Raw genomic sequence first — 20,215 nt, forward strand, 5'->3', positions numbered from 1 at the left:
CTTCTATTGCAACTTTTGCTTTAAATGTTGAGCTAAATTTACGACGTGTTCTTTTCATTTTTTCCATGAGTTTAATTTACATTATTTTTCAATTAAGCTCCTGGTCTAATTTTCTTAGGGTATTATATTAAATCCTTCTTTGTCGGATATTTCAAGTGATTTTAGATAATATTTTAACGCATTTTCATATTCTGAAAGTTCCTTGTATACAATGCCAATATTTCCATAAAGAGAGCATATTCCTTTAATATCATTTATCTCTTGATAAATTTTTAATGATTTTTGGTGATTTTCTAAGGCAAGATACAATTCGCTTTTTAACCAGTAGTTTAATCCAATAATTTTGAGCGATTTAGCAATGTCTTTTTTACTATTTTCTTTCAAAGCAATTGTATAAGCCTTTTGAGCATAATCAATTCCTTTGTCTGGCGAGACATGGCAATAGGCATTCCCTAACTCATTTAATAATTCAACTTTTTCGAGACCCTTTTTACTGGGGAGTAATGCCTCTAAACTGTCAATTTTACTTTGAGCAATTAGTGTTTTCGATAAGACAATTAGGAAAAGTAAATAGATATATTTCATGGTAGTGATTTGAAGTACTTGGGGATTTTGTAAATCAATGTAAATTATCTAATAAAGGGTGGTCAATATAAGGAAATTCTTATACTTGTTGTAGGAAATACCTGTATTTTAATAGAGGTGTTGTTGTTCAATTTTATGCAAATGATATGCTTTTATTTAATTAGTTTATTAGAGTAATGAGCATTATTTTCATTTTGAATGATTTCCATTAAAATAATATCCATACTTACGAAAAAAGTACTCTTATTTAATGAATATTTGCTACGGGGAGAGTGGTAAAGCCAAATAGTAAGATTTTTCTTGCATTGTTATTGTTTCTTTAAAAAGCATAGGTAAACATTATTAAAAAATTATTTTGCTCTGATGATTCTAATTTTATCGATTCGAAGAGAGTTAATTTCCTGATTCATATTCTTATTGAATTCTTCAAAGCTAATTTTAAAGAAATTATTTCTGTTTGTAAGCTTTACAAAAAAGGAGTTGGAGTAGCCATAGTTCTCCCAATTATTTTCTCCTCGTTGCGGAAAAACTAAACTGCCAGTATAACTGTTATTCACCCAAAAACTGCGAATTGCGCACTTGTTATCTGTGTTTATAGGACCATTTCCGTTTGCATATAAAAAGTCGATATAATAGTTGCCTTCATTCGGAATTCGGATGTTAAAATAGAATTCCCGATTCTGTTTTTTGCTCAATTCAACGTAGGAGGTTTTGGCATAAGGATCAAAATGTTCAGCTTCCAAAAATCTTTCGTTATTGGAATCGTACACGTAGAGTGGTTCGCTAAAAAAAGATACATTTCCAAACTTATCATCTATCTGAATTTGAAATTCGGTTGGATCGGTAATATGTACTTCCGACATGTAATTGTCTTCAGTTTCTAAAAGAAGCTCTCCGTTTCGATAAATGTGGTAATGATCTGCATTTTCTTTCTGATCCCAAATTAGTTGATTATCAACAAAGCGGAGGGAAGTGGTTTCTGGCGTTACTTTATTGTCTACCAAATTTATTTTTGATTTGGTGAGGATATGGTTATTCATCCGAATTTCAATCTTGTGTTTTCCTTCCATCTCTTTTGGTACAATAGGGCGTTGGTAATATTTCCCATCTAATGAATAGTGACTGATTTTATCGCCGAAACCGTAAATATCAATATCTAAAATGGCATTTTGATATCGAAGTCCTTTAATGCTTTGTTTGCCTTTGTATTCGCGCGGAATAAATGGTTTAAACTCTAAATAATCGGCGGTATAATTCATTCCCATCAGAATTCGGTAAAAGGTAGATAAGGAACCTGCGGCGCTCCACAATTGTCGATCGGAATTGGTTTCGGTTCCCTTAAAATCACCATTTTCAATTAATAAATTTTCCTTATTGGTAAGAAAAAGAGCACTTGCTCTCAACATACTCGCAATTCCTAACTCTACACTTTTCACATTATTGGTTTTGCTCGAAGCCCAATTCCAATAAGCTTGAACAAAAGGCCAGATTGCCTGGTTGTGATAGGCTGGTACATTTGGTATTTGAGGATAGAAACAAGGAGCCCCAAACTTAGTAACCGGAGTATGTGAAATTATTTCTTTTTGTTTTTCGTCTTCGGCAACATCCCAAAGAACCATTAGTGCCTCGCCTAAGGTTTCCGATTTGTCCGAAAGCATTTGATTTTTTCGTCCGTATAAATATTGTCCAAAATATTTCTTTTCGGGCAACCATAGTTTTTCATTGGTACTGTTTTTTAAAGCTTCCGAGATATCTTGATATTTTTGTACATCTTTTCCTAAAATGCCCCCCATTTTCATTAATACCTGTAAGCTTTCGTAGTGTACTGCCTGTGTTCCCAGACTATAGGAGCTGAAAATATCAGCTGGTTCCATCCATTTAGGATAGGATTGTTCTCGCCAGTCTAGAAAAGAAGATTCTCCTTTAAAGAGGTATTTCTGATAATCCCAAACTACATTTAAATCATCTTCGGTAGAGTTTTTAATGATAAAATATGCCTTTCTCAGCCACTCCATGTCGCCTGTCGATTTGTAAATTTCCCATGCTGCAGTCGACCAAATCATTCGGTCCGAACTCACCGGCCAAGCTCCTCCTGTACCCGTGTCCTGAACAATTTTTCCGTGCTTTACTTTTTTCAACAAGCTTTTTTTAGAAATTTCAGGATCGGCAATTGCTAGAGCTAAAATTACGCTGTAGCTGATGTCACGAGTCCAAACGCCTGCCCATTTTTCTCCAGTATTAAAAGTAGAATCAGGAGCAATGTTTTTTTGTATTTCTTCAAGCGAAAGCTGATAAATTGCATCGAGTAAAACCTGATTCGATTGGTATTTAGGATAGTGACTCAGCTTTGCTTCGAGTTTCCACTCTTTATTATTTAATCCGGGGTAATTAGAGCTGATATGAGAGTTATTGTGGGCTATTGCTGTAAATTCTCCTTGTTCTATCCGATTTGGGAATACCGAGAATTCTGCAGATTGATACATGGTGTAATCGTCGGGATTACATCGGTTTAATAGTATTGTAAGTAGCGGAATTGTTAGGATTATAAGAGGCGAAATGAAAAACCATTTTTTCATTGGAGTAGTTTTAGATATGTTTTTAAAAGTAATAAATAATGGAAAACTAAAAAGAAATATTTCGAAAGATTATTCTTCTTTAATGGAGGAGGAGATTAATTTAAATGAAATTATAATTGGGGATTATGCTTTTGTTTGCTTGTAATTATTTGATTATGTGAGACTAGTGGATTGTGTAGGGTTTTCATTTAAGGCAAATAAAAAAGCGACCGAAGTCGCTTTTTTAGTCATGGTAAATTAGTTGTATGTAGTTAAAATTAAGTCAACAATCAAATTTATGTAAAAATTAAGTGCGAAACAAAATATTTACATATTAATTTATTAACGAATTTTATTTGTTGTTAATATTCTGTATAGTAGCATCTTCCATGATTACGTTGTACGAATATCCGGCTCCAAAATCCTTATTTAATGCAATAATACCAGTTACTTCAATAATTTGCCCAACAGCAACAGTCGCCACAGAGGTAATGGTGAGATCAAAGTCTCCTTCAAAGTCCGATCCATCCTGAATGTGTATCCAGTTTTTTCCCATAATGTTTTGGTTGAATTTGGCAACTTTACCTTTTATAGATACTTGTTTGCCTGAAAACTTCTCTTTTTCCGAAAAAATAGTCGCAATGTTTGGATTTCCCTCCGTTTTTTCAATTGAAACTTCAATTTTTTTAGCCGTTTGTTTTTTCATACCAGAGGCTTGCATTGGCATTTTGTTTTCAATAGGTGTATCCGAAATTGTATTTAGGAAATAAATAAGAGGGAAATCTCTATTTAGCTCTTTGCTGTGAAAATTTCGCATTTCTAATGCCCCCTTATAATAATAGGATTTTCCTACCTCAATTGGTCGTTGACCAACGGCAAGCCATAAATCATTACTTCCATTTATATAAGTGTAACCACCAGCATTAAATGTTTCTTTTACTACTACTTTACTAACTCCAAGTGGGAGAGTGGCTTCTTTATTTTCAGCTTTTTTGGATTGACAAGCAAATGAAAAAATTGCAAGTCCTAAAATCATAAATAAAATGGATCTCTTCATGTTGGTTTTTTTTATTAGTGTATGTCTAAAGATAATAGAAATCATATAAATAAATAAGTCATTACAGCGAATGAATATATAGTAAGGGGTGGGAGATCGTTAAAAAGTTGTTAAATGCTTTCTTAATAGTGGTGTTTGCCGAAATTTATTCCGTAATTTCTGATGATTTGGCTTTTTCATTCGATATATTTTTAGATTCAGATATTGTAAATTAGAAAAAGACAACAAGATCCTTAATTAGTTTATTTAAAGGTGATAAAAAATGAGTTTTGTTACTTTTAAATTCTCTAAATAGATGTGCTTGCATTAGTTTTTTATTCGTAAGCGATTCTATTTTATACGATTAGTAGTTGTGGTATATTATGTGTTGTTTTTATTTAGACCCGAAATAGATTTAAGTAGAAGTGCTGTGTTCGTTTCTAAAACAATAGAATAGCCAGTATCTTTAGAAAGTTAGAATGTAATTTAATAGTGAATAAAGCCTTTTTATAATGAAAAAATATTTTGTATTGTACGTATTGCTACTTGTTGGTTTAACTTCTTTTACTCAAGAAGATGCACAATGGAGAGGTATTCATCGCAATGGTATCTATCAGGAAACCGGATTGTTGCAGGAATGGCCAGTCGATGGTCCAAAATTAATATGGCATATTGAAGGCTTAGGGGAAGGACATACTTCTGCTGCAGTTACTAAAGATGTTATTTATACTAGTGGCACTGAACTTGAAAATGGTTTTGTAATTGCTATGGATCATTCTGGCAAAGAGCTTTGGAAACAAGTGTATGGCAAAGAATGGATGGATTCTTATAATGGGGTGCGTACCACACCAATGATTTATGATGGGATCGTTTATGTGATGAGTGGTGTGGGAAAAGTCGTTGCGATGAATGCAACGGACGGAGCAATTTTATGGTCGAAAAATATCCTTACCGATTTTGGATCTGAAAATACTCGTTGGGGCGTAACCGAAAATCTTCTTGCCGATGGTGATAAATTATATTGTACTCCTGGTGGTGCAACAGCCAGTATGATTGCTTTGGACCGAAAATCAGGCAAACTAATATGGCAGGCAAAAGGAAATGGAGAGAATTCGGCATATTGTTCTCCGGTCTTAATTAAGTTACCAATGCGTAATTTATTAGTTACACATACCGATAGCTCTATTATTGGAGTTGATGCTGAAACAGGTGCTTTTCTTTGGTCTTTTGATCATCCTAATAAGTATTCTATTCATCCAAATACTCCTTTATATAAAGATGGTTATTTGTATTGTGTTAGTGGTTATGGTCAAGGTGGAGTTATGCTCGATCTTGCTGCTGACGGATCTAGTGTGAAAGAGGTTTGGCGAAATAATTTGTTGGATAATCAGATGGGTGGAGTTGTTTTGGTGGATGGCAAAATTTATGGTTCTGGTCATACTAACCGGGAGTGGTTTTGTCTGGATTGGAAAACTGGGGAAGTGGTACATTCTGCAAAAGTTTTAAGTAATGGAAATGTAATTTATGCAGATGGTAAATTATATTGTTACGGCGATAATGGAGAAATTGCCCTAGTGAATGTAAGCAATGGTAGTTTCGAAAAAGTGAGTTCGTTTAGAGTTCCGTATGGTGAAAAACAAAATTGGGCGCACTTGGTAATTCAGAATAAACGCTTGTACGTTCGTCATGGTAGTTCTCTTATGGTATATTCAATTAAAGCAAATTAAAAACAACATAGCCCTACCAAACTTATGAATCGACTATTTCTTATCAGTATTGTATTAATAGGTACACTTACCCAGTGTAAAACAAAAATAGAGAAAAGTGAATGGCGTGGTCCTAATCGGACCGGAGTTTATGCCGAAACAGGCTTGCTAAAACAGTGGCCTGCCGAAGGACCTAAATTACTTTGGCATTTGGATAGCGTTCCAACCGGATATTCATCGGTTGCCATTGCCCACAATACGGTTTACCTTACCGGATTAAAAGATTCAATGGATTATTTGATGGCCATTGATATGGAAGGAAAACTGAAATGGCAAATTCCTTATGGGCGTGGATGGGATAAATCTTTTACCGATACACGTTGTACGCCAACTATCGAAGCAGAGCGAATTTATCTGTCGAGTGGAAGAGGAGACGTAGCTTGCGTAAATGCTCATTCCGGTGTAATAATATGGGATGTAAAAGCAAGTGAGAAGTTTGAAGGAGAATATGGAAGCTGGGGAATTTCAGAATCACTTCTTTTATGGAATAATATGGTTTTTTATACTCCTTGCGGTAAGAGAACATGCATGGTGGCGCTGAATAAATTAACCGGAGAAACAGTTTGGGAATCGAAAAGTATTGATGACAAACCTGCCTATGTTTCTCCTTTGTTGATTGATTGGAGAGGGAAAAAACAGATTGTTACGGTAACTGAAAATAATGCAATTGGGGTGAATCCCGAAAATGGCAATATCGATTGGCGCTTTGATTATGGCAGTCATGCTGGTGGAAAATCGAAAGCAAATATCAATACGAATACTCCTTTGTATCAAAATGGGAAAATATTTTTAACCAATGGCTACGATCATCATTCTGTAATGCTGAATTTGAATGACGATGCTTCTGTTGTTGAACTTTCATATGTAGATTCATTGCTGGATGTTCATCATGGTGGTGCTGTTCTTGTAGATGGTTATATTTATGGTTCGAATTGGGAACATAATAGAATGGGACGTTGGGTTTGTTTGGAATGGGAAACGGGAAAGAAAATGTACGAGACCGAATGGGAAAATAAAGGATCTATTATTTCGGCCGAAGGCATGCTTTATTGTTATGATGAGAAAAATGGGAATGTTGCTTTGGTAAAGGCTGACCCTAAAGAGTTTAAGCTAATTGGTCAGTTTAAAATTCCCTATGGAAAGGGACCTTATTGGTCACATATGGTTATTCAGGATGCTGTTCTGTATGTTCGTCATGGAAATGCTTTAATGGCGTATTCAATAAAGGAATCTTAATATACTTATTCAAGTCCAAGGCTTGTAGAATCTTCTTGTAAAAAATAATATTGAACCGAGCTTAAGTTGCTAAATATGCTATCGAAAAGAAGCGAAAAAGGATTAATTCTATCATCTGTTGTTATTGCAAGCATGCTGTTTGTGTATTGGTTGGTATATAACCCTGTGAAAGATATTCACGCTAGCGTTCCCGGCATGGATAATAGACCCGAACAGAGCGAATCTACCGAGAAAATTCTTATTGGGGAAGGTTTTGACTTTTTTTCCGAATTCACTTCAAGCTTAACAGGAAAATGGACACAGTTTCGAGGAGCAAATTCCGATAATATTTCCAAAGACAATACAAAGCTAATTAGTAGTTGGGGAGCGGCTCCGAAAATCGACTGGCAGGTAGAATTGGGGGAAGGGCATGCTGCTCCTGTTGTTTACAACGGAAAGGTGTATGTTCTCGATTACGATGAAGTGAAAAAAGCTGATGCATTGCGTTGTTTTTCTCTGGAAACAGGGGAAGAACTTTGGCGCAGATGGTATCGAGTTCATATCAAGCGAAATCATGGAATGTCGAGAACGGTTCCCGCAATTAACGATAAATATTTAGTAACAATGGGACCACGATGCCATGTTATGTGCACCGATCCTACTACCGGAGAATTTCTTTGGGGACTCGATCTGGTAAAAGATTACATGTCTGAGATTCCGTTTTGGTATACTGGTCAGTGTCCTATCCTCGATAATAATGTTGTTATTCTTGCTCCGGGTGGAAAATCTTTATTGATTGCTGTTGATTGCACTACCGGAAAGGTACTTTGGGAAACACCGAATCCCGATAATTGGCAAATGTCTCATTCATCGGTAATGCCAATGACTTTAGATGGAAAAAAGATGTGGGTATATGCTGCCGTTGGTGGTATTGTTGGTGTTGCTGCCGAAGGCGATGATGCAGGACAAATTCTTTGGAAGACCAAAGAGTTTTCTCCTTCTGTGGTTGCTCCATCGCCTGTTGTATTGAAAAATGGAAAAATATTTATGACCGCTGGTTATGGTGCTGGTTCTATTCTGTTTCAGGTGAAAAAGAAAGGAAATGCTTATGAAGTTGAAACAATTCAGCAGTTTAAACCGAAAGATGGAGTTGCATCAGAACAACAGACTCCTATTGTTTATAAAGATCGAATGTTCGCTATTTTACCTAAGGATGCCGGCGGAATGAGAAATCGTTTTGTTTGCTGTGATCCTAATGATTGTACTAAAATAGTATGGACAAGCGGAACAAACGATCGTTTTGGTTTGGGACCATATATAATTGCGGATGGTAAATTCTTTATTCTGAAGGATGATGGAACTTTGACCATTGCAAAGGCAAGTACCGAAAAGTTTGAGCTGTTGGATAAAACAAAGGTTTTGGATGGACATGATGCTTGGGGACCTTTGGTTATTGTTGATGGAAGATTATTAATGCGCGATGCAAAACACCTGCTTTGTATTGATGTTAGAGCTAATTAAAATAATTCACAAATGAAAAATAAATTGATTTTATGGCTTTCGGTGATTTTATTAGTGGTAGTTGTTGCTTTTATGGCGAAGGATTTGTTTGTGAATCAAAATAAGATTCAAGAAAATGTTTACGAATACGATTTGAAGGAATTGCGTAAAGTAGATGCTTCAAAAATTAGTCATAAAGAGGTAAAACAAATACGAATTCAAGCGAATGAGTTGCTTGGAATCGCAACGGATAATAAAGATCAAATTTATGTAAGTACCGATGAAAATATATTGGTTTTAGATACTGCTGGTAAACAAATTAACTCCTTAAGGGTTAGAGGTAGAGCGCGTTGCGTAAGTGTTGCCGAGGATGGAAACATTTTTGTTGGATTAAGTAATCGTATAGATGTTCGCAAGCCGGACGGAAGTTTACGAAACAGTTTTGTAATTCCTGGAGAAAAAGCATTTATCACTTCAATTGCCATTGATGGAGACAATGTTTACGTAGCCGATGCAGGGCAAAAAATTGTACACCATTATAATATCAATGGAGAGAAAATAAAAGAAATTGGTGGGAAAAACCTCGATGCAGGAATTAAGGGATTTGTAATTCCAAGTCCATTTTTTGATTTATTGATGGGGCGACAGGGCGAGCTTTGGGTAGTAAATCCAGGAAGACACGCTTTTGAAGCCTATAATTATAATGGCGAGCAAATTTCAAGCTGGGCAAGAACCGCCATGAGTATTGAGGGATTTAGCGGATGTTGTAATCCCGCAAATATAGCAATGCTTTCGGATGGCTCTTTTGTTACAGTAGAAAAAGGTTTGGAACGTGTTAAGATTCATTTGCCTTCGGGCGATTTGAAATCAGTGGTGGCTGCGCCGGAATTGTTCGAAGAAGGAACAGTTGGTATCGACTTGGCAGTTGATTCTCAGGATCGAATTTTGGTTTTAGATCCGGTACAAAAAATGATACGAATATTTGAAGCAAAATAGAATGGATAGAAGAGAATTTTTGCGAAACGGAGCTAGAACACTTATTGTTGCAGGATTAGGAATTATGAGTGGCGTTTTTGTTTACCGAAACTATACTACCGAAGAGACATGCACTTTTAAGAATATGTGCAAGGATTGTAATAGTTTGGAGAAATGCTCACTACCTGAAGGGGTGAAATATAAAAAGCTAAAGTAGACTTGATAGGGTTTGAAAAACCTGTAAGAGTCTTTTTGTAAGAAAATTGTTACGTTTTTGCTACTTGATTTAGATTAAAAGATGAAAAAAGACAGAAGAGACTTTATCAATACTTGTTTTCGTTTTGCGGCGGGAGCTGGTATTGTTGGTATAGCAGGAGTTTTGGCAGTAAAAAGCCAAAAAGGCGACTTTCTTTGGCAATTGGATCCAAGTAAATGTACGCAATGCGGTCGTTGTGCCACTAGTTGTGTAGTAACTCCATCGGCAGTAAAATGCATTCATGTTTACGATATGTGTGGATATTGCGATTTGTGTGGTGGCTATTTCCGACCAAATGTAAAAAATCTATCCACAGGTGCCGAAAATCAGCTTTGTCCAACCGGAGCAATCAAACGATCTTATGTGGAAGATCCGTTTTTTAAATATGAAATTATTGATGAGCTGTGCATTGGTTGCGGTAAATGTGTGAAGGGGTGCGGAGCATTCGGAAATGGTTCGTTGCAACTTCAGGTGAGTCATGATCTTTGCGTGAATTGCAATCAGTGTGCTATTGCTAGCGATTGTCCTTCTGATGCATTTTCAAGAGTACCAATCGATCAGGCATATAAATTTGCCGGCTTTAAATCAAATAAAAAAATATAATTCATCACAATGAAGAAAAGCTTCGCATTTATCTCTTTACTGATCGTTTTTGTAGGAATGGAATTTGTAGCCTTTTCACAGCAACAACGTTTTCCTAAACCAGAATTTGAATCTGGTTACACACAGCCAGTTACATCAATGCCAGCTCCTCGCGATGGAATGTTCGCAATTTTGGATGTTATGGTATTAATTGCAGCTCTTAGTCTGATTACTTGGTTCATCTTAAAAAGAAGATCAAGAAGCGGAGTGGTGGCAGTATCTATTTTCTCCATTTTATATTTTGGTTTTTTTCGGGAAGGTTGTGTTTGCTCCGTGGGATCCTTACAGAATGTGGTTTTAGCATTGTTCAATCCAGGATATCATATTCCTTTATCTGCCTTAGCATTTTTTGTAATTCCCTTAGTGTATACCTTATTTTTCGGAAGAACCTTTTGTGCAGGTGTTTGTCCTTTGGGAGCCGTGCAAGATGTGTTTTTAATGCGCCCTGTAACTCTCAAAAAATGGTTGCAAAAGGTATTGGGTCTGATTCCGTATATCTATTTGGGCTTATCTGTGTTATATGCTGCAACGGCAAGCGATTTTATCATTTGTCGTTACGATCCTTTTGTAGGGATATTTAGGTTTAATGCAACATTTTTCATGTTTGCCATTGGAGCGGCATTTTTACTAATCAGCATTTTTATAGCAAGACCTTATTGTCGATTCTTTTGTCCGTATGGAGTTATTTTGAACCTAGTGAGCCGAGTATCGAAAAATCACCTGACCATAACACCTTCTAACTGTATTCAGTGCAAACTTTGTGAGAGTTCTTGTCCATTAGATGCTATTAATAAACCTGTTGCAGTGAAACAAATGGAGGATAAGAGAGCTGCAACGCGGCGTTTTATTTTGCTGAGTTTAATTATTCCTGCTTTAATGATTGTTGGAGGTTGGACAGGAGCTAATTTTCACGAAAATCTTGCAAAAGTGAACTCTAAAGTACGTTTGGCGGATGAATTGCTTCATTTCGATTCAAAAACCATGAAAGAGAGTTTAGAAATTGAGGGATTCAGAACTTCAGGCAAACCTGCGAAGGAATTGTATTTGGAAGCCTCTGAAATTGTGAAGCAATTTTATTATGGCGGTTGGATATTGGGAGCTTTTATAGGCTTAGTAATTGGCTTGGCTTTATCTGGATTATCCACTTACCGTTATCGGGAAGATTATACACCCGATAAAGGCAATTGTGTGAGTTGTGCCCGTTGTTTAAAATATTGTCCGGTAGAAAAGGATTAACCTCAAATAAAAAAGAAGCTTAACCACGAAGGGAAAATAAGGATAGCACAAAGTAGCACAAAGGAATAAAAAAAGAATTTAAAGATTGAATAACACAAAGTATGAATAGAAAGTTATAAAATACCTTGTGTCTCTTAGTGAAGTACTTGGAGCTTTCTTAGTGGTAAAACTTTTTGGTAGTAAAAAATTGATCTATGACTAACAAATTTAAAATAAAACGTACCAACCTATCCCTATGGAAAGGCATTGCAATGGTTGCAGGAACTTTTTCCTTCGTAATCTGCATGTTGGTTTTGGTGAATTACATTCAGATTAACAGAGTTGATCCTGTGAATACAGAAGTGATTAACAGTTTGGTGGATCGTTTAAATGATAATTCTAACGATGAAGCGTTAAGAGAACAAATTCGCGAGATGGATTTATTGGTGCGCAAAGCATATTTTACCAATCAGTGGCAGATAAAAGCCGGAGGATATTTATTCCTGTTTGGAATTATAGTTACAGCTATTGCGTTACAATTATATTACGCTGGCAAGCAACAGCTACCACAAATATCCGATAAGGAGGAAGAGAATATTATTCTGTTTCGCGAAAATGCCAGAAAATGGATTATAGTTGGTGGATTTGGAATGGTTGGACTTACTTTACTATTTGCATTTCTTACCCATAAAGAGTTAGGGAATCAATTTTCTGAAGCAGCTTCAATTGCAATAATAGGGCAAGTAGATAATAACTCAGAGGCTATTCCGCTTGTTGAAGTAGGTGTAAAAGAAGACATAGCAGAGATTGTTATTGAGGAAGAGAATGTTGCCGTTGAAAAAGAACAAGCCTTAGAAGAGGAAAGTGCAAGTCCGCAAGCTAAGGAGGAAGCCACAGTAGTCGCTGAAAAATCGGAGACTAAAAAAAATTCCTACAAGGGAATGTATCCTACGAAAGAGATGATGGCAAACTTTCCATCTTTTCGTGGACCAGCAGGAAATGGAATCGCTTACCAAAAGAACATTCCCAATGAATGGGATGGAGCTAGCGGGAAAAATATCCTGTGGAAACAGCCGGTTCCTATTCATGCTTATAATTCTCCGGTAATTTGGGGAGATAAATTATTTCTTTCGGGAGCTAGTGCAACCAATCGGGAAGTTTATTGCTACGATAGAAACAATGGAAAATTACTTTGGACTGCCAAAGCAAATCAAATAGGAGGAACGCCTGTAAAATCACCAGAGGTAACTGCCGATACTGGGCATGCCGCATCTACTGTAGCAACAGATGGAAATTCGGTGTTCGCAATTTTCTCCAATGGCGATGTGTTAGCTGTAGATATGAGCGGCAAAACAAAATGGGAGAAGAATTTAGGTGTCCCTGATAATCATTACGGTCATTCATCATCCTTACTGGTTTTCGAAGATAAGTTGATTGTTCAGTACGATCAAAAAAAGAATTCGAAAGTAATGGCTTTAGCAACATCAAGTGGTGATGAGCTTTGGAGTACCCCACGTAAAGTTAGAGTATCGTGGGCATCGCCTGTGATCGTTCAAAATGGCGATCAGGTGGAGGTATTATTAGCTGCTGATCCCTGCGTGGCTTCTTACGATGTGCAAACGGGTAAGGAATTGTGGAAGTTGGATTGCATAACTGGGGAGGTTGGTCCTTCGGTTGCCTATGCAAATGGAATTGTTTTTGCTTTAAATGAATATGCTAGTTTGGTGGCGATAAAACCGGGAGTTAATCCGGAAATTTTATGGGAGGCTTACGATTACCTTTCCGATGTACCTAGTCCCATTGCTTACAAAGATTTACTATTTGTGGTGACCAGTTATGGTGCTGTTGCTTGTTACAATGCAAAAGCGGGAGAAATACTTTGGGAAAAGGAATTTGACGCAGGATTTTATGCTTCTCCTATATTGGTAGATGGCAAAATATATTTGATGGACAGAGATGGTGTGATGCACATTTTTAAGGCTGAGAAGGAATATGTAGCAGTTGCAACATCGGCCTTGGGCGAAAAATCGGATGCATCGCCGGCATTTGCCGATGGTAGAGTATATATTCGTGGGGCGAAAAATCTTTATTGCATAGGGAAATAGTTATGGAGAAGATGATTGATTTTGTAGATGAAGTGCTTGGTGAGATTGGGAAAGAACCAGATAAGGTAATCCCTATTTTGCAAGCAATTCAAGGGAAATATAACTATTTGCCCGAGCCTGCTTTGAAAAGAGTTTGTGAAATAACTCCTATTACGGAAGCTCAAATAACAGGAATTTCAACTTTTTATTCTCAGTTTCGTCATCAGCCGGTGGGGAAACACATCATTCGGGTTTGTGTAGGTACTGCTTGCCATGTAAAAGGAGCTAAACAGGTATACGATGGTTTCCGACGCGAATTAGGCTTGGAAAAAGGTGTCGATACGGATGCTCAAAAGCTTTTTACGCTTGAAGAGGTTGCTTGTTTAGGTTGTTGTACGCTTGCTCCGGTGGTTCAGATTGATGGTGTTACTTACGGACATGTTGAAACAGGTAAAGTAGCTGAAATCATTGAAGATTTTAAAAATCTGGCGCCAAGCACAGAGAAGATTGTGAGAGAGGTGACTGAGGAAGGAATTTCGCAAGGAGAAATTAGAATAGGATTAGGTTCTTGTTGCATTGCCAGCGGTAGTTCCGGAGTAAAAGAGGAGCTCGAAAAGACTTTGTTTGAGAATAAGATAAAGGTGGATGTGAAACAGGTAGGTTGTGTTGGAATCTGTAATCAGGTTCCGATGATGGAAATCCAGAAAAAGGGGGAAGAACCAACTATATATACCAAAATCAATGCAAATGAGGTTGGTGAAATTATTGAAAAGCATTTTCGATCTAAGAGTTGGATGAGTCGTTTCAAAAACCGTTTCTATAACTATGCCGAAAACATAACTTTTTCTGATATTCCTAAAAGTACGAATGGATACAATATTAATGAAGAACATACACCAATTGCAGAGTTCTTGAAAGGTCAGGTTAATATTGCCACTGAATATCGTGGGGAAATGATGCCTTCCGATTTTGAGGAATACAAAGCAAAAAATGGTTTTGTGGCTTTGGAGAAGTGTTTGAAAGAGCTTTCTGCAGATGAGATTATTTCGCAGATTGAAAAAAGTGGATTGAAAGGTCGTGGTGGAGCAGGTTTTCCTTCGGCGATCAAGTGGAAAATGGTTCAGAAGGCCAAATCCGATCAAAAATATATTATTTGTAATGGCGACGAGGGAGATCCGGGTGCTTTTATGGATCGAATGTTATTGGAATCTTATCCGTTTCGAATTATTGAAGGAATACTAATTGGTGCTTATGCAGTGGGAGCTACCGAAGGTCGTTTGTACATTCGTGCAGAATATCCTTTGGCAGTAAAACGAATTCGCGAAGCGTTACAAATTTGCAAGGAAAAAGGTTTGTTGGGCAAAAACATATTGGGTTCCGATTTTGCTTTCGATTTAAAGGTGTTCGAAGGAGCGGGAGCTTTTGTATGTGGTGAAGAAACTGCATTAATCGCATCCATCGAGGGAAAACGTGGAATTCCACAGTTGCGTCCGCCATATCCGGCAGAAAAAGGATTGTGGGACAAGCCTACATTGATCAATAATACAGAAACCTTTTCATTAATTCCTTATATCATTCGAAATGGTGCGGAAGCATTTAGTAAAATTGGAACCGAGAAAAGTAAAGGAACAAAAGTATTTGCCTTAGCGGGAAAAATTAATAGAGGTGGTTTGATCGAAGTTCCTATGGGAATTACCATCAAGCAAATTGTAGAAGAAATTGGCGGTGGTATTGCCAATGGAAAGCAGTTTAAAGCAGTTCAGATCGGTGGTCCTTCGGGAGGATGCATACCAGCTTCCATGTCCGATACAGCAATCGACTTTGATTCTTTAAAAGAAGTGGGAGCCATGATGGGTTCAGGAGGCTTAATTGTTTTGGATGAATCGGATTGTATGGTGGATATTGCACACTATTTTTTATCCTTTACTCAGGAAGAATCTTGCGGACGATGCACATTCTGTAGAATTGGTACGCAACGGATGTTGGAAATTCTGGAGAAAATTAAGACAGGGAAAGGAAAATTAAGCGATTTGGATTTGTTAGAGAAATTGGCAATTAATACTCAAAAAGGGAGTATTTGCGGTTTAGGGAAAACAGCTCCAAACCCAGTGTTATCTACTTTAAAATATTTCCGACACGAATACGAAGCACATATTAATGGTAAATGTCCTTCTGGCAAATGCGAGCAGTTAATTCGTTACGAAATAAACGATAATTGTACTGGTTGCACCAAATGTGCACAACGTTGTCCGGTAAATGCAATTGAAGCAAAACCATACGAATTGCATAAAGTGGATAATGAATTGTGCATTAAATGCGATATCTGCAAACAGATTTGTCCGGTAGATGCTGTGGAAATTAAATAATTAGTAAATGAGTGAATAAGGATGGAGTGAATGAATCTCATTTCTCAAATCTAATATCTCAAATCTAAAAATAAAATGCCAAGACTAAAAATTGACAATATAGCTATTGATGTTCCAGAAGGAACTACTGTTCTAAAAGCGGCTCTTTCGATGGGCATTCAGATTCCAAGTATGTGCTATTTGGAGGGATGCAGTAATCATCCTACCTGCATGGTTTGTATGGTGCGGAACAATAGTAACCAGCAAATGTTACCTTCTTGTGCTACGCTGGCAACCGAAGGAATGGATTTGGCGAGCAATGATCCTGAGGTTTTTGAAGCACGAAAAGAAGCAATTGAATTGTTATTGAGCGATCATGTTGGCGATTGTGAGGCACCTTGTCGCGTAGCTTGTCCTGCCTATATGGATATTCCGAAAATGAATCGTTTTATTGCCAAAGGAGAATTCGACGAGGCGCTAAAAGTAGTGAAAGAGGAAATTGCCCTTCCGGGGATTTTAGGACACATTTGTTCTGCTCCGTGCGAAAAGGTTTGTCGTCGTAAGGATGTCGATCAGGCGGTATCGATTTGTTTATTAAAACGAATTTCGGCTGATGAAGAAGAGTTTTTCTATTTACCAATCAAGAAAAAAAATAGTGGAAAAAAAGTAGCTGTGATTGGTTCCGGTCCGGCCGGATTAGCAGCAGCTTATCATCTGGTAAAAGATGGACATGCATGTGAAGTTTTCGAGCAAGAAAATCGTTTGGGTGGAAGTTTAATTGAATCTCTAAAGAATGGAGAATTACCTGAAAATATCCTGACAAAGGAAATAGAAATATTGAAACAATTTGGCCTTGTTTTTCACACCGATAAAAAAATTGACAAAGAGAACTGGGAACAGATTAAATCTGATTTTAATGCTGTAATTATCGCTACGGGCTCGGTGACTGAAATTGGGGAAGAATTGGGATTAAAGACGGCGAATGCGGGCGTATGGATAAATTCCGACACATTCGCTACCGAACAGACAGGAATATTTGCAACTGGTAGTGCTATTCGAGTTCAAAAAATGGCTGTGAAAGCGGTGGCAATGGGCAAAGAATGTGCTTGGTCGGTAGATGAATTTTTGCGAAATGGAGAAGGAAAAGCAACAAGGCGTGCTTTCAATTCGCGATTTGGAACCCTACGAAAAGAGGAGCTCAGTGAGTATTTGAAAGAGTCTGTTTCAGACGTTCGAGTGGAGGCAAAATCGGTTAAGGGATTTACGAAAGAGGAGGCCATGCAAGAAGCTGCCAGATGTTTGCATTGTGATTGTCGTAAAGTGGATAATTGTAAGCTTCGCATTTGCGCAGATACACACAATGCCGATCGCAGAAGGTTTGTTTTTGGTGAAAGAAATAGTGCAGTAAAGTATTTCGATCACGAAAGTATTGTTTACGAACCTGAAAAGTGTATTAAATGCGGATTGTGCATCGAAATTGCAGAAAGGCATCAGGAGAAAACTGGCTTAACCAATATCGGACGAGGATTTACGGTTAAAGTAGCAGTTCCTTTTCATCAAAGCATAAATAAAGCATTGACTATTGCAGCAAAAGAGTGTGCCGCGGCTTGTCCTACAGGAGCTTTATCGCTTCGCTCTAATTAGGAATTAATAATTATGAATTAGAAATTAAAAAGAAAGACCTGACAGCGTTCTTGAACCTGTCAGAGTCTAATAAATAGGAGCAGAAATATAAAAAAATTGTGAAGACCTAAATCGATGCATAGCTCCCCTTCGCCTTTAGGAGAAGGGGCTGGGGGATGAGGTTAAAAGAAATTATTAATTACGAATTAATAATTAAAAAGGAATGACCTGACAGCGTTCTTTAACCTGTCAGAGTCAGGTGATTACAATTAGAAATTATGAATTAGAAATTATGAAATTCTCACATCTCATATCTCAAATCTCACATCTTGTCAATCGACGAGCTAAAAGGATAGTATTATTGCTGACTTTGATTATTTGTGCATCCGTTTCGTCTTATGCCCAAAACAAGCACAATTGGCTATCGTTCCGAGGCAATTCAAGCCTTACGGGAATTACCGATGCTAATGTTCCAAAGGCGCCAAAATTATTGTGGAGTTTTAAAACCGGTGATGCTATTAAATCATCACCCATTATCAGCAATGGAAACATATTTGTAGGTTCGAACGATGGAAAATTGTACGCAATTTCAACAAAAGGCGAATTAAAATGGACCTTCGATGCTAAAATATCGGTGGAAGCATCGCCATTGTATTTAGATGGTTGTGTGTATTTTGGAGCTTTAGATGGCGAATTTTACTGTTTGAATGCAACAAGCGGAGAGGTGAAATGGAAATATACCACCGATGGTCAGATTTCAGGAGCCGCAAGTTGGTTTTACGATAAAACGAGCAAGCAGAAGAAGATTTTAATAGGGAGCTACGACTTTAACTTACATTGCATTGATGCAAAATCAGGCAAACGGCAATGGAAATACGAATCGGATAATTACATTAACGGAGCCGCATCTTGCAATGGAGAAATTGCTGTATTTGGCGGTTGCGATGGTTTTCTTCATCAGGTGGATGTGAAAACAGGAAAATTAAAAAATAAGTTAGATATCGCAACCTACATTGCCTCATCGGTTGCTTTAGATGGCAATCAGGCTTATTTTGGAAATCACGATGGCGAATTTTTCTGTGTCGATTTCGTACAAAATCAGGTGAAATGGAAAAAGGAGGGAGCAATTTCTTATTTGGCTTCTCCTGCAGTTTCTGCCGATCAGGTAATTATTGGGGCAGAAAATCGACAGGTGTACTGTTTTGATAAAGCTAGTGGGAAAATTCAATGGCAATTTAAAACCAAAAATAAAATAGAGGCATCTTCTGTAATTGCTGGTAATTCAGTAGTGATTGGTGCTGGAGATGGCAGAATATATGTGTTGGATCGAAAAACAGGAACAAAAATTTGGTCCTACGAAATTGGCAGAGCCATTGTAGGAACGCCTGCGGTTGTAGAAGGAATGATTGTTGTTGCATGTATGGATGGAAGTGTTTATGCCTTTGGTGAGAAATAGAAGTACAAGAAATAGGTAGAGAAGCGCATAAAATAGTGAAGGAAAGCAATTTCACCTCAATGGCAATGAAATACATCGAAGGACAAACTGATTTCAACGAAAAAGTAATTGCATAGAACGAAAAAATGCAGAATAGTAGTGCAAAGATTGATATTTTGAGACCTGACAGGTTTTTAAAACCTGTCAGGTCTGGAACTAAATTAAGGAAAATAATATGATTGTAGAACTAAAGAACATCACCAAATACTACCAAAACGCCGCAAGCGATAAAAAGAGAATCATATTGGATGATATTTCTTTGGCGATTGAAAAAGGGGATAGTATTGCTATTGTTGGTCCATCCGGATCGGGGAAAAGTACCTTGCTAAATGTAATTAGTTCTTTAGATACAGCCAATTCGGGCAGTATAATTTTCGATGGAGAAGATTTGTCGCAGAAAAACGAGAAGGAATTAGCTAATTTCCGCAATCAGAATTTGGGTTTTGTCTTCCAGTTGCATCACTTATTGCCACAATTGAATCTGATTGAGAATGTACTCTTGCCTTTTATTCCTGTAAAGGATAAAAAGAAAAGACAGGAAGCTGAAAAAAGAGCTTTGGAGTTATTAGATTTTGTTGGCTTGTTGGATTTGATTCTGCAACGTCCAGGACAAATGTCGGGAGGAGAATGTCAGCGTGCAGCACTAGTGCGAGCCTTAATTCATCAGCCAAACCTAATTCTTGCCGATGAACCAACGGGTTCGTTGGATAAAAAAGCAGCTAATAAATTGGGCGATTTATTGGTCAGAATAAACGAAAAACAAGGAGTTTCGGTGGTAGTGGTAACCCATTCGATGGATTTAGCTAAAAAAATGAAGAAGATTTACCAGTTGGAAGATGGAAGATTAAAACAAATAGCAATTGGTAATGAATAATTAATAAAAGAAGTTGAAGTCTATTGCAAGCCAGAATTATTCATTCTTA

The 20,215-nt window shown here is 37.3% G+C and carries 16 protein-coding genes; 13 read left to right on the forward strand and 3 right to left on the reverse strand.

Going from position 1 to position 20,215, the window contains the following annotated elements; all coding sequences use genetic code 11:
- Positions 1 to 114 precede the first annotated feature (114 nt).
- Positions 115 to 585: a tetratricopeptide repeat protein gene (locus BZG02_RS15200; RefSeq protein WP_101262299.1), complete on the reverse strand. Its 471-nt coding sequence runs from the start codon at positions 583 to 585 to the stop codon at positions 115 to 117.
- A 350-nt stretch (positions 586 to 935) separates the two neighbouring features.
- Positions 936 to 3,161: an alpha-L-rhamnosidase-related protein gene (locus BZG02_RS15205; RefSeq protein ID WP_101262300.1), complete on the reverse strand. Its 2,226-nt coding sequence runs from the start codon at positions 3,159 to 3,161 to the stop codon at positions 936 to 938.
- Here BZG02_RS15205 and BZG02_RS20870 point away from each other — a divergent pair.
- A complete protein-coding gene (locus tag BZG02_RS20870) occupies positions 3,142 to 3,306 on the forward strand; it encodes a hypothetical protein (RefSeq protein ID WP_180335747.1) in 165 nt (54 codons plus the stop codon). The genes BZG02_RS15205 and BZG02_RS20870 overlap by 20 nt on opposite strands.
- 186 nt (positions 3,307 to 3,492) lie before the next feature.
- On the opposite strand, the gene BZG02_RS15210 is transcribed toward BZG02_RS20870, so the two are convergent.
- On the reverse strand, positions 3,493 to 4,197 hold the full coding sequence (locus BZG02_RS15210) for a hypothetical protein (protein WP_101262301.1): 705 nt from the start codon (positions 4,195 to 4,197) through the stop codon (positions 3,493 to 3,495).
- A gap of 491 nt (positions 4,198 to 4,688) precedes the next feature.
- Between BZG02_RS15210 and BZG02_RS15215 the strand changes: the two genes are divergently transcribed.
- From BZG02_RS15215 to BZG02_RS15270, 12 genes are all read left to right on the forward strand, one after another.
- Positions 4,689 to 5,903, forward strand: coding sequence for an outer membrane protein assembly factor BamB family protein (locus tag BZG02_RS15215; RefSeq protein WP_101262302.1), 1,215 nt, complete (start codon positions 4,689 to 4,691; stop codon positions 5,901 to 5,903).
- Positions 5,904 to 5,927: 24 nt separating this feature from the next.
- Entirely contained in the window at positions 5,928 to 7,178 is a 1,251-nt protein-coding gene (locus BZG02_RS15220; protein ID WP_101262303.1) for an outer membrane protein assembly factor BamB family protein, read from the forward strand.
- A 75-nt stretch (positions 7,179 to 7,253) separates the two neighbouring features.
- Positions 7,254 to 8,678 carry an outer membrane protein assembly factor BamB family protein gene (locus tag BZG02_RS15225; protein ID WP_101262304.1) on the forward strand — a complete coding sequence of 475 codons (1,425 nt, stop codon included), beginning with the start codon at positions 7,254 to 7,256 and terminating at the stop codon, positions 8,676 to 8,678.
- A 12-nt stretch (positions 8,679 to 8,690) separates the two neighbouring features.
- The gene (locus tag BZG02_RS15230; protein ID WP_101262305.1) at positions 8,691 to 9,653 is read left to right on the forward strand and encodes an NHL repeat-containing protein; all 963 of its coding nucleotides are present in this window, start codon (positions 8,691 to 8,693) and stop codon (positions 9,651 to 9,653) included.
- Between the two features lies 1 nt (position 9,654).
- A complete protein-coding gene (locus BZG02_RS15235; protein ID WP_101262306.1) occupies positions 9,655 to 9,849 on the forward strand; it encodes a hypothetical protein in 195 nt (64 codons plus the stop codon).
- Positions 9,850 to 9,930: 81 nt separating this feature from the next.
- The gene (locus tag BZG02_RS15240) at positions 9,931 to 10,491 is read left to right on the forward strand and encodes a 4Fe-4S binding protein (RefSeq protein ID WP_101262307.1); all 561 of its coding nucleotides are present in this window, start codon (positions 9,931 to 9,933) and stop codon (positions 10,489 to 10,491) included.
- Positions 10,492 to 10,500: 9 nt separating this feature from the next.
- Positions 10,501 to 11,766 carry a 4Fe-4S binding protein gene (locus BZG02_RS15245; RefSeq protein ID WP_101262308.1) on the forward strand — a complete coding sequence of 422 codons (1,266 nt, stop codon included), beginning with the start codon at positions 10,501 to 10,503 and terminating at the stop codon, positions 11,764 to 11,766.
- A gap of 194 nt (positions 11,767 to 11,960) precedes the next feature.
- Positions 11,961 to 13,850: an outer membrane protein assembly factor BamB gene (locus BZG02_RS15250; RefSeq protein WP_101262309.1), complete on the forward strand. Its 1,890-nt coding sequence runs from the start codon at positions 11,961 to 11,963 to the stop codon at positions 13,848 to 13,850.
- Between the two features lie 2 nt (positions 13,851 to 13,852).
- Positions 13,853 to 16,195: an NAD(P)H-dependent oxidoreductase subunit E gene (locus tag BZG02_RS15255; protein ID WP_218972257.1), complete on the forward strand. Its 2,343-nt coding sequence runs from the start codon at positions 13,853 to 13,855 to the stop codon at positions 16,193 to 16,195.
- Positions 16,196 to 16,270: 75 nt separating this feature from the next.
- Positions 16,271 to 17,818, forward strand: a complete 1,548-nt coding sequence (locus BZG02_RS15260; RefSeq protein WP_101262310.1) for a 2Fe-2S iron-sulfur cluster-binding protein — start codon at positions 16,271 to 16,273, stop codon at positions 17,816 to 17,818.
- A 340-nt stretch (positions 17,819 to 18,158) separates the two neighbouring features.
- The gene (locus BZG02_RS15265; RefSeq protein ID WP_180335748.1) at positions 18,159 to 19,253 is read left to right on the forward strand and encodes an outer membrane protein assembly factor BamB family protein; all 1,095 of its coding nucleotides are present in this window, start codon (positions 18,159 to 18,161) and stop codon (positions 19,251 to 19,253) included.
- A gap of 214 nt (positions 19,254 to 19,467) precedes the next feature.
- Positions 19,468 to 20,166 carry an ABC transporter ATP-binding protein gene (locus tag BZG02_RS15270; RefSeq protein WP_101262312.1) on the forward strand — a complete coding sequence of 233 codons (699 nt, stop codon included), beginning with the start codon at positions 19,468 to 19,470 and terminating at the stop codon, positions 20,164 to 20,166.
- The last annotated feature ends 49 nt before the right edge of the window (positions 20,167 to 20,215 follow it).

Source organism: Labilibaculum filiforme, assembly GCF_002843315.1.
Lineage (GTDB): Bacteria > Bacteroidota > Bacteroidia > Bacteroidales > Marinifilaceae > Labilibaculum > Labilibaculum filiforme.

Bases quoted from the DNA above. Each gene is read 5' to 3' on its own strand.
- BZG02_RS15200 (WP_101262299.1), bottom strand. From the start codon at position 585: ATGAAATATATCTATTTACTTTTCCTAATTGTCTTATCGAAAACACTA.
- BZG02_RS20870 (WP_180335747.1), top strand. From the start codon at position 3,142: ATGAAAAACCATTTTTTCATTGGAGTAGTTTTAGATATGTTTTTAAAA.
- BZG02_RS15205 (WP_101262300.1), bottom strand. From the start codon at position 3,161: ATGAAAAAATGGTTTTTCATTTCGCCTCTTATAATCCTAACAATTCCG.
- BZG02_RS15210 (WP_101262301.1), bottom strand. From the start codon at position 4,197: ATGAAGAGATCCATTTTATTTATGATTTTAGGACTTGCAATTTTTTCA.
- BZG02_RS15215 (WP_101262302.1), top strand. From the start codon at position 4,689: ATGAAAAAATATTTTGTATTGTACGTATTGCTACTTGTTGGTTTAACT.
- BZG02_RS15220 (WP_101262303.1), top strand. From the start codon at position 5,928: ATGAATCGACTATTTCTTATCAGTATTGTATTAATAGGTACACTTACC.
- BZG02_RS15225 (WP_101262304.1), top strand. From the start codon at position 7,254: ATGCTATCGAAAAGAAGCGAAAAAGGATTAATTCTATCATCTGTTGTT.
- BZG02_RS15230 (WP_101262305.1), top strand. From the start codon at position 8,691: ATGAAAAATAAATTGATTTTATGGCTTTCGGTGATTTTATTAGTGGTA.
- BZG02_RS15235 (WP_101262306.1), top strand. From the start codon at position 9,655: ATGGATAGAAGAGAATTTTTGCGAAACGGAGCTAGAACACTTATTGTT.
- BZG02_RS15240 (WP_101262307.1), top strand. From the start codon at position 9,931: ATGAAAAAAGACAGAAGAGACTTTATCAATACTTGTTTTCGTTTTGCG.
- BZG02_RS15245 (WP_101262308.1), top strand. From the start codon at position 10,501: ATGAAGAAAAGCTTCGCATTTATCTCTTTACTGATCGTTTTTGTAGGA.
- BZG02_RS15250 (WP_101262309.1), top strand. From the start codon at position 11,961: ATGACTAACAAATTTAAAATAAAACGTACCAACCTATCCCTATGGAAA.
- BZG02_RS15255 (WP_218972257.1), top strand. From the start codon at position 13,853: ATGGAGAAGATGATTGATTTTGTAGATGAAGTGCTTGGTGAGATTGGG.
- BZG02_RS15260 (WP_101262310.1), top strand. From the start codon at position 16,271: ATGCCAAGACTAAAAATTGACAATATAGCTATTGATGTTCCAGAAGGA.
- BZG02_RS15270 (WP_101262312.1), top strand. From the start codon at position 19,468: ATGATTGTAGAACTAAAGAACATCACCAAATACTACCAAAACGCCGCA.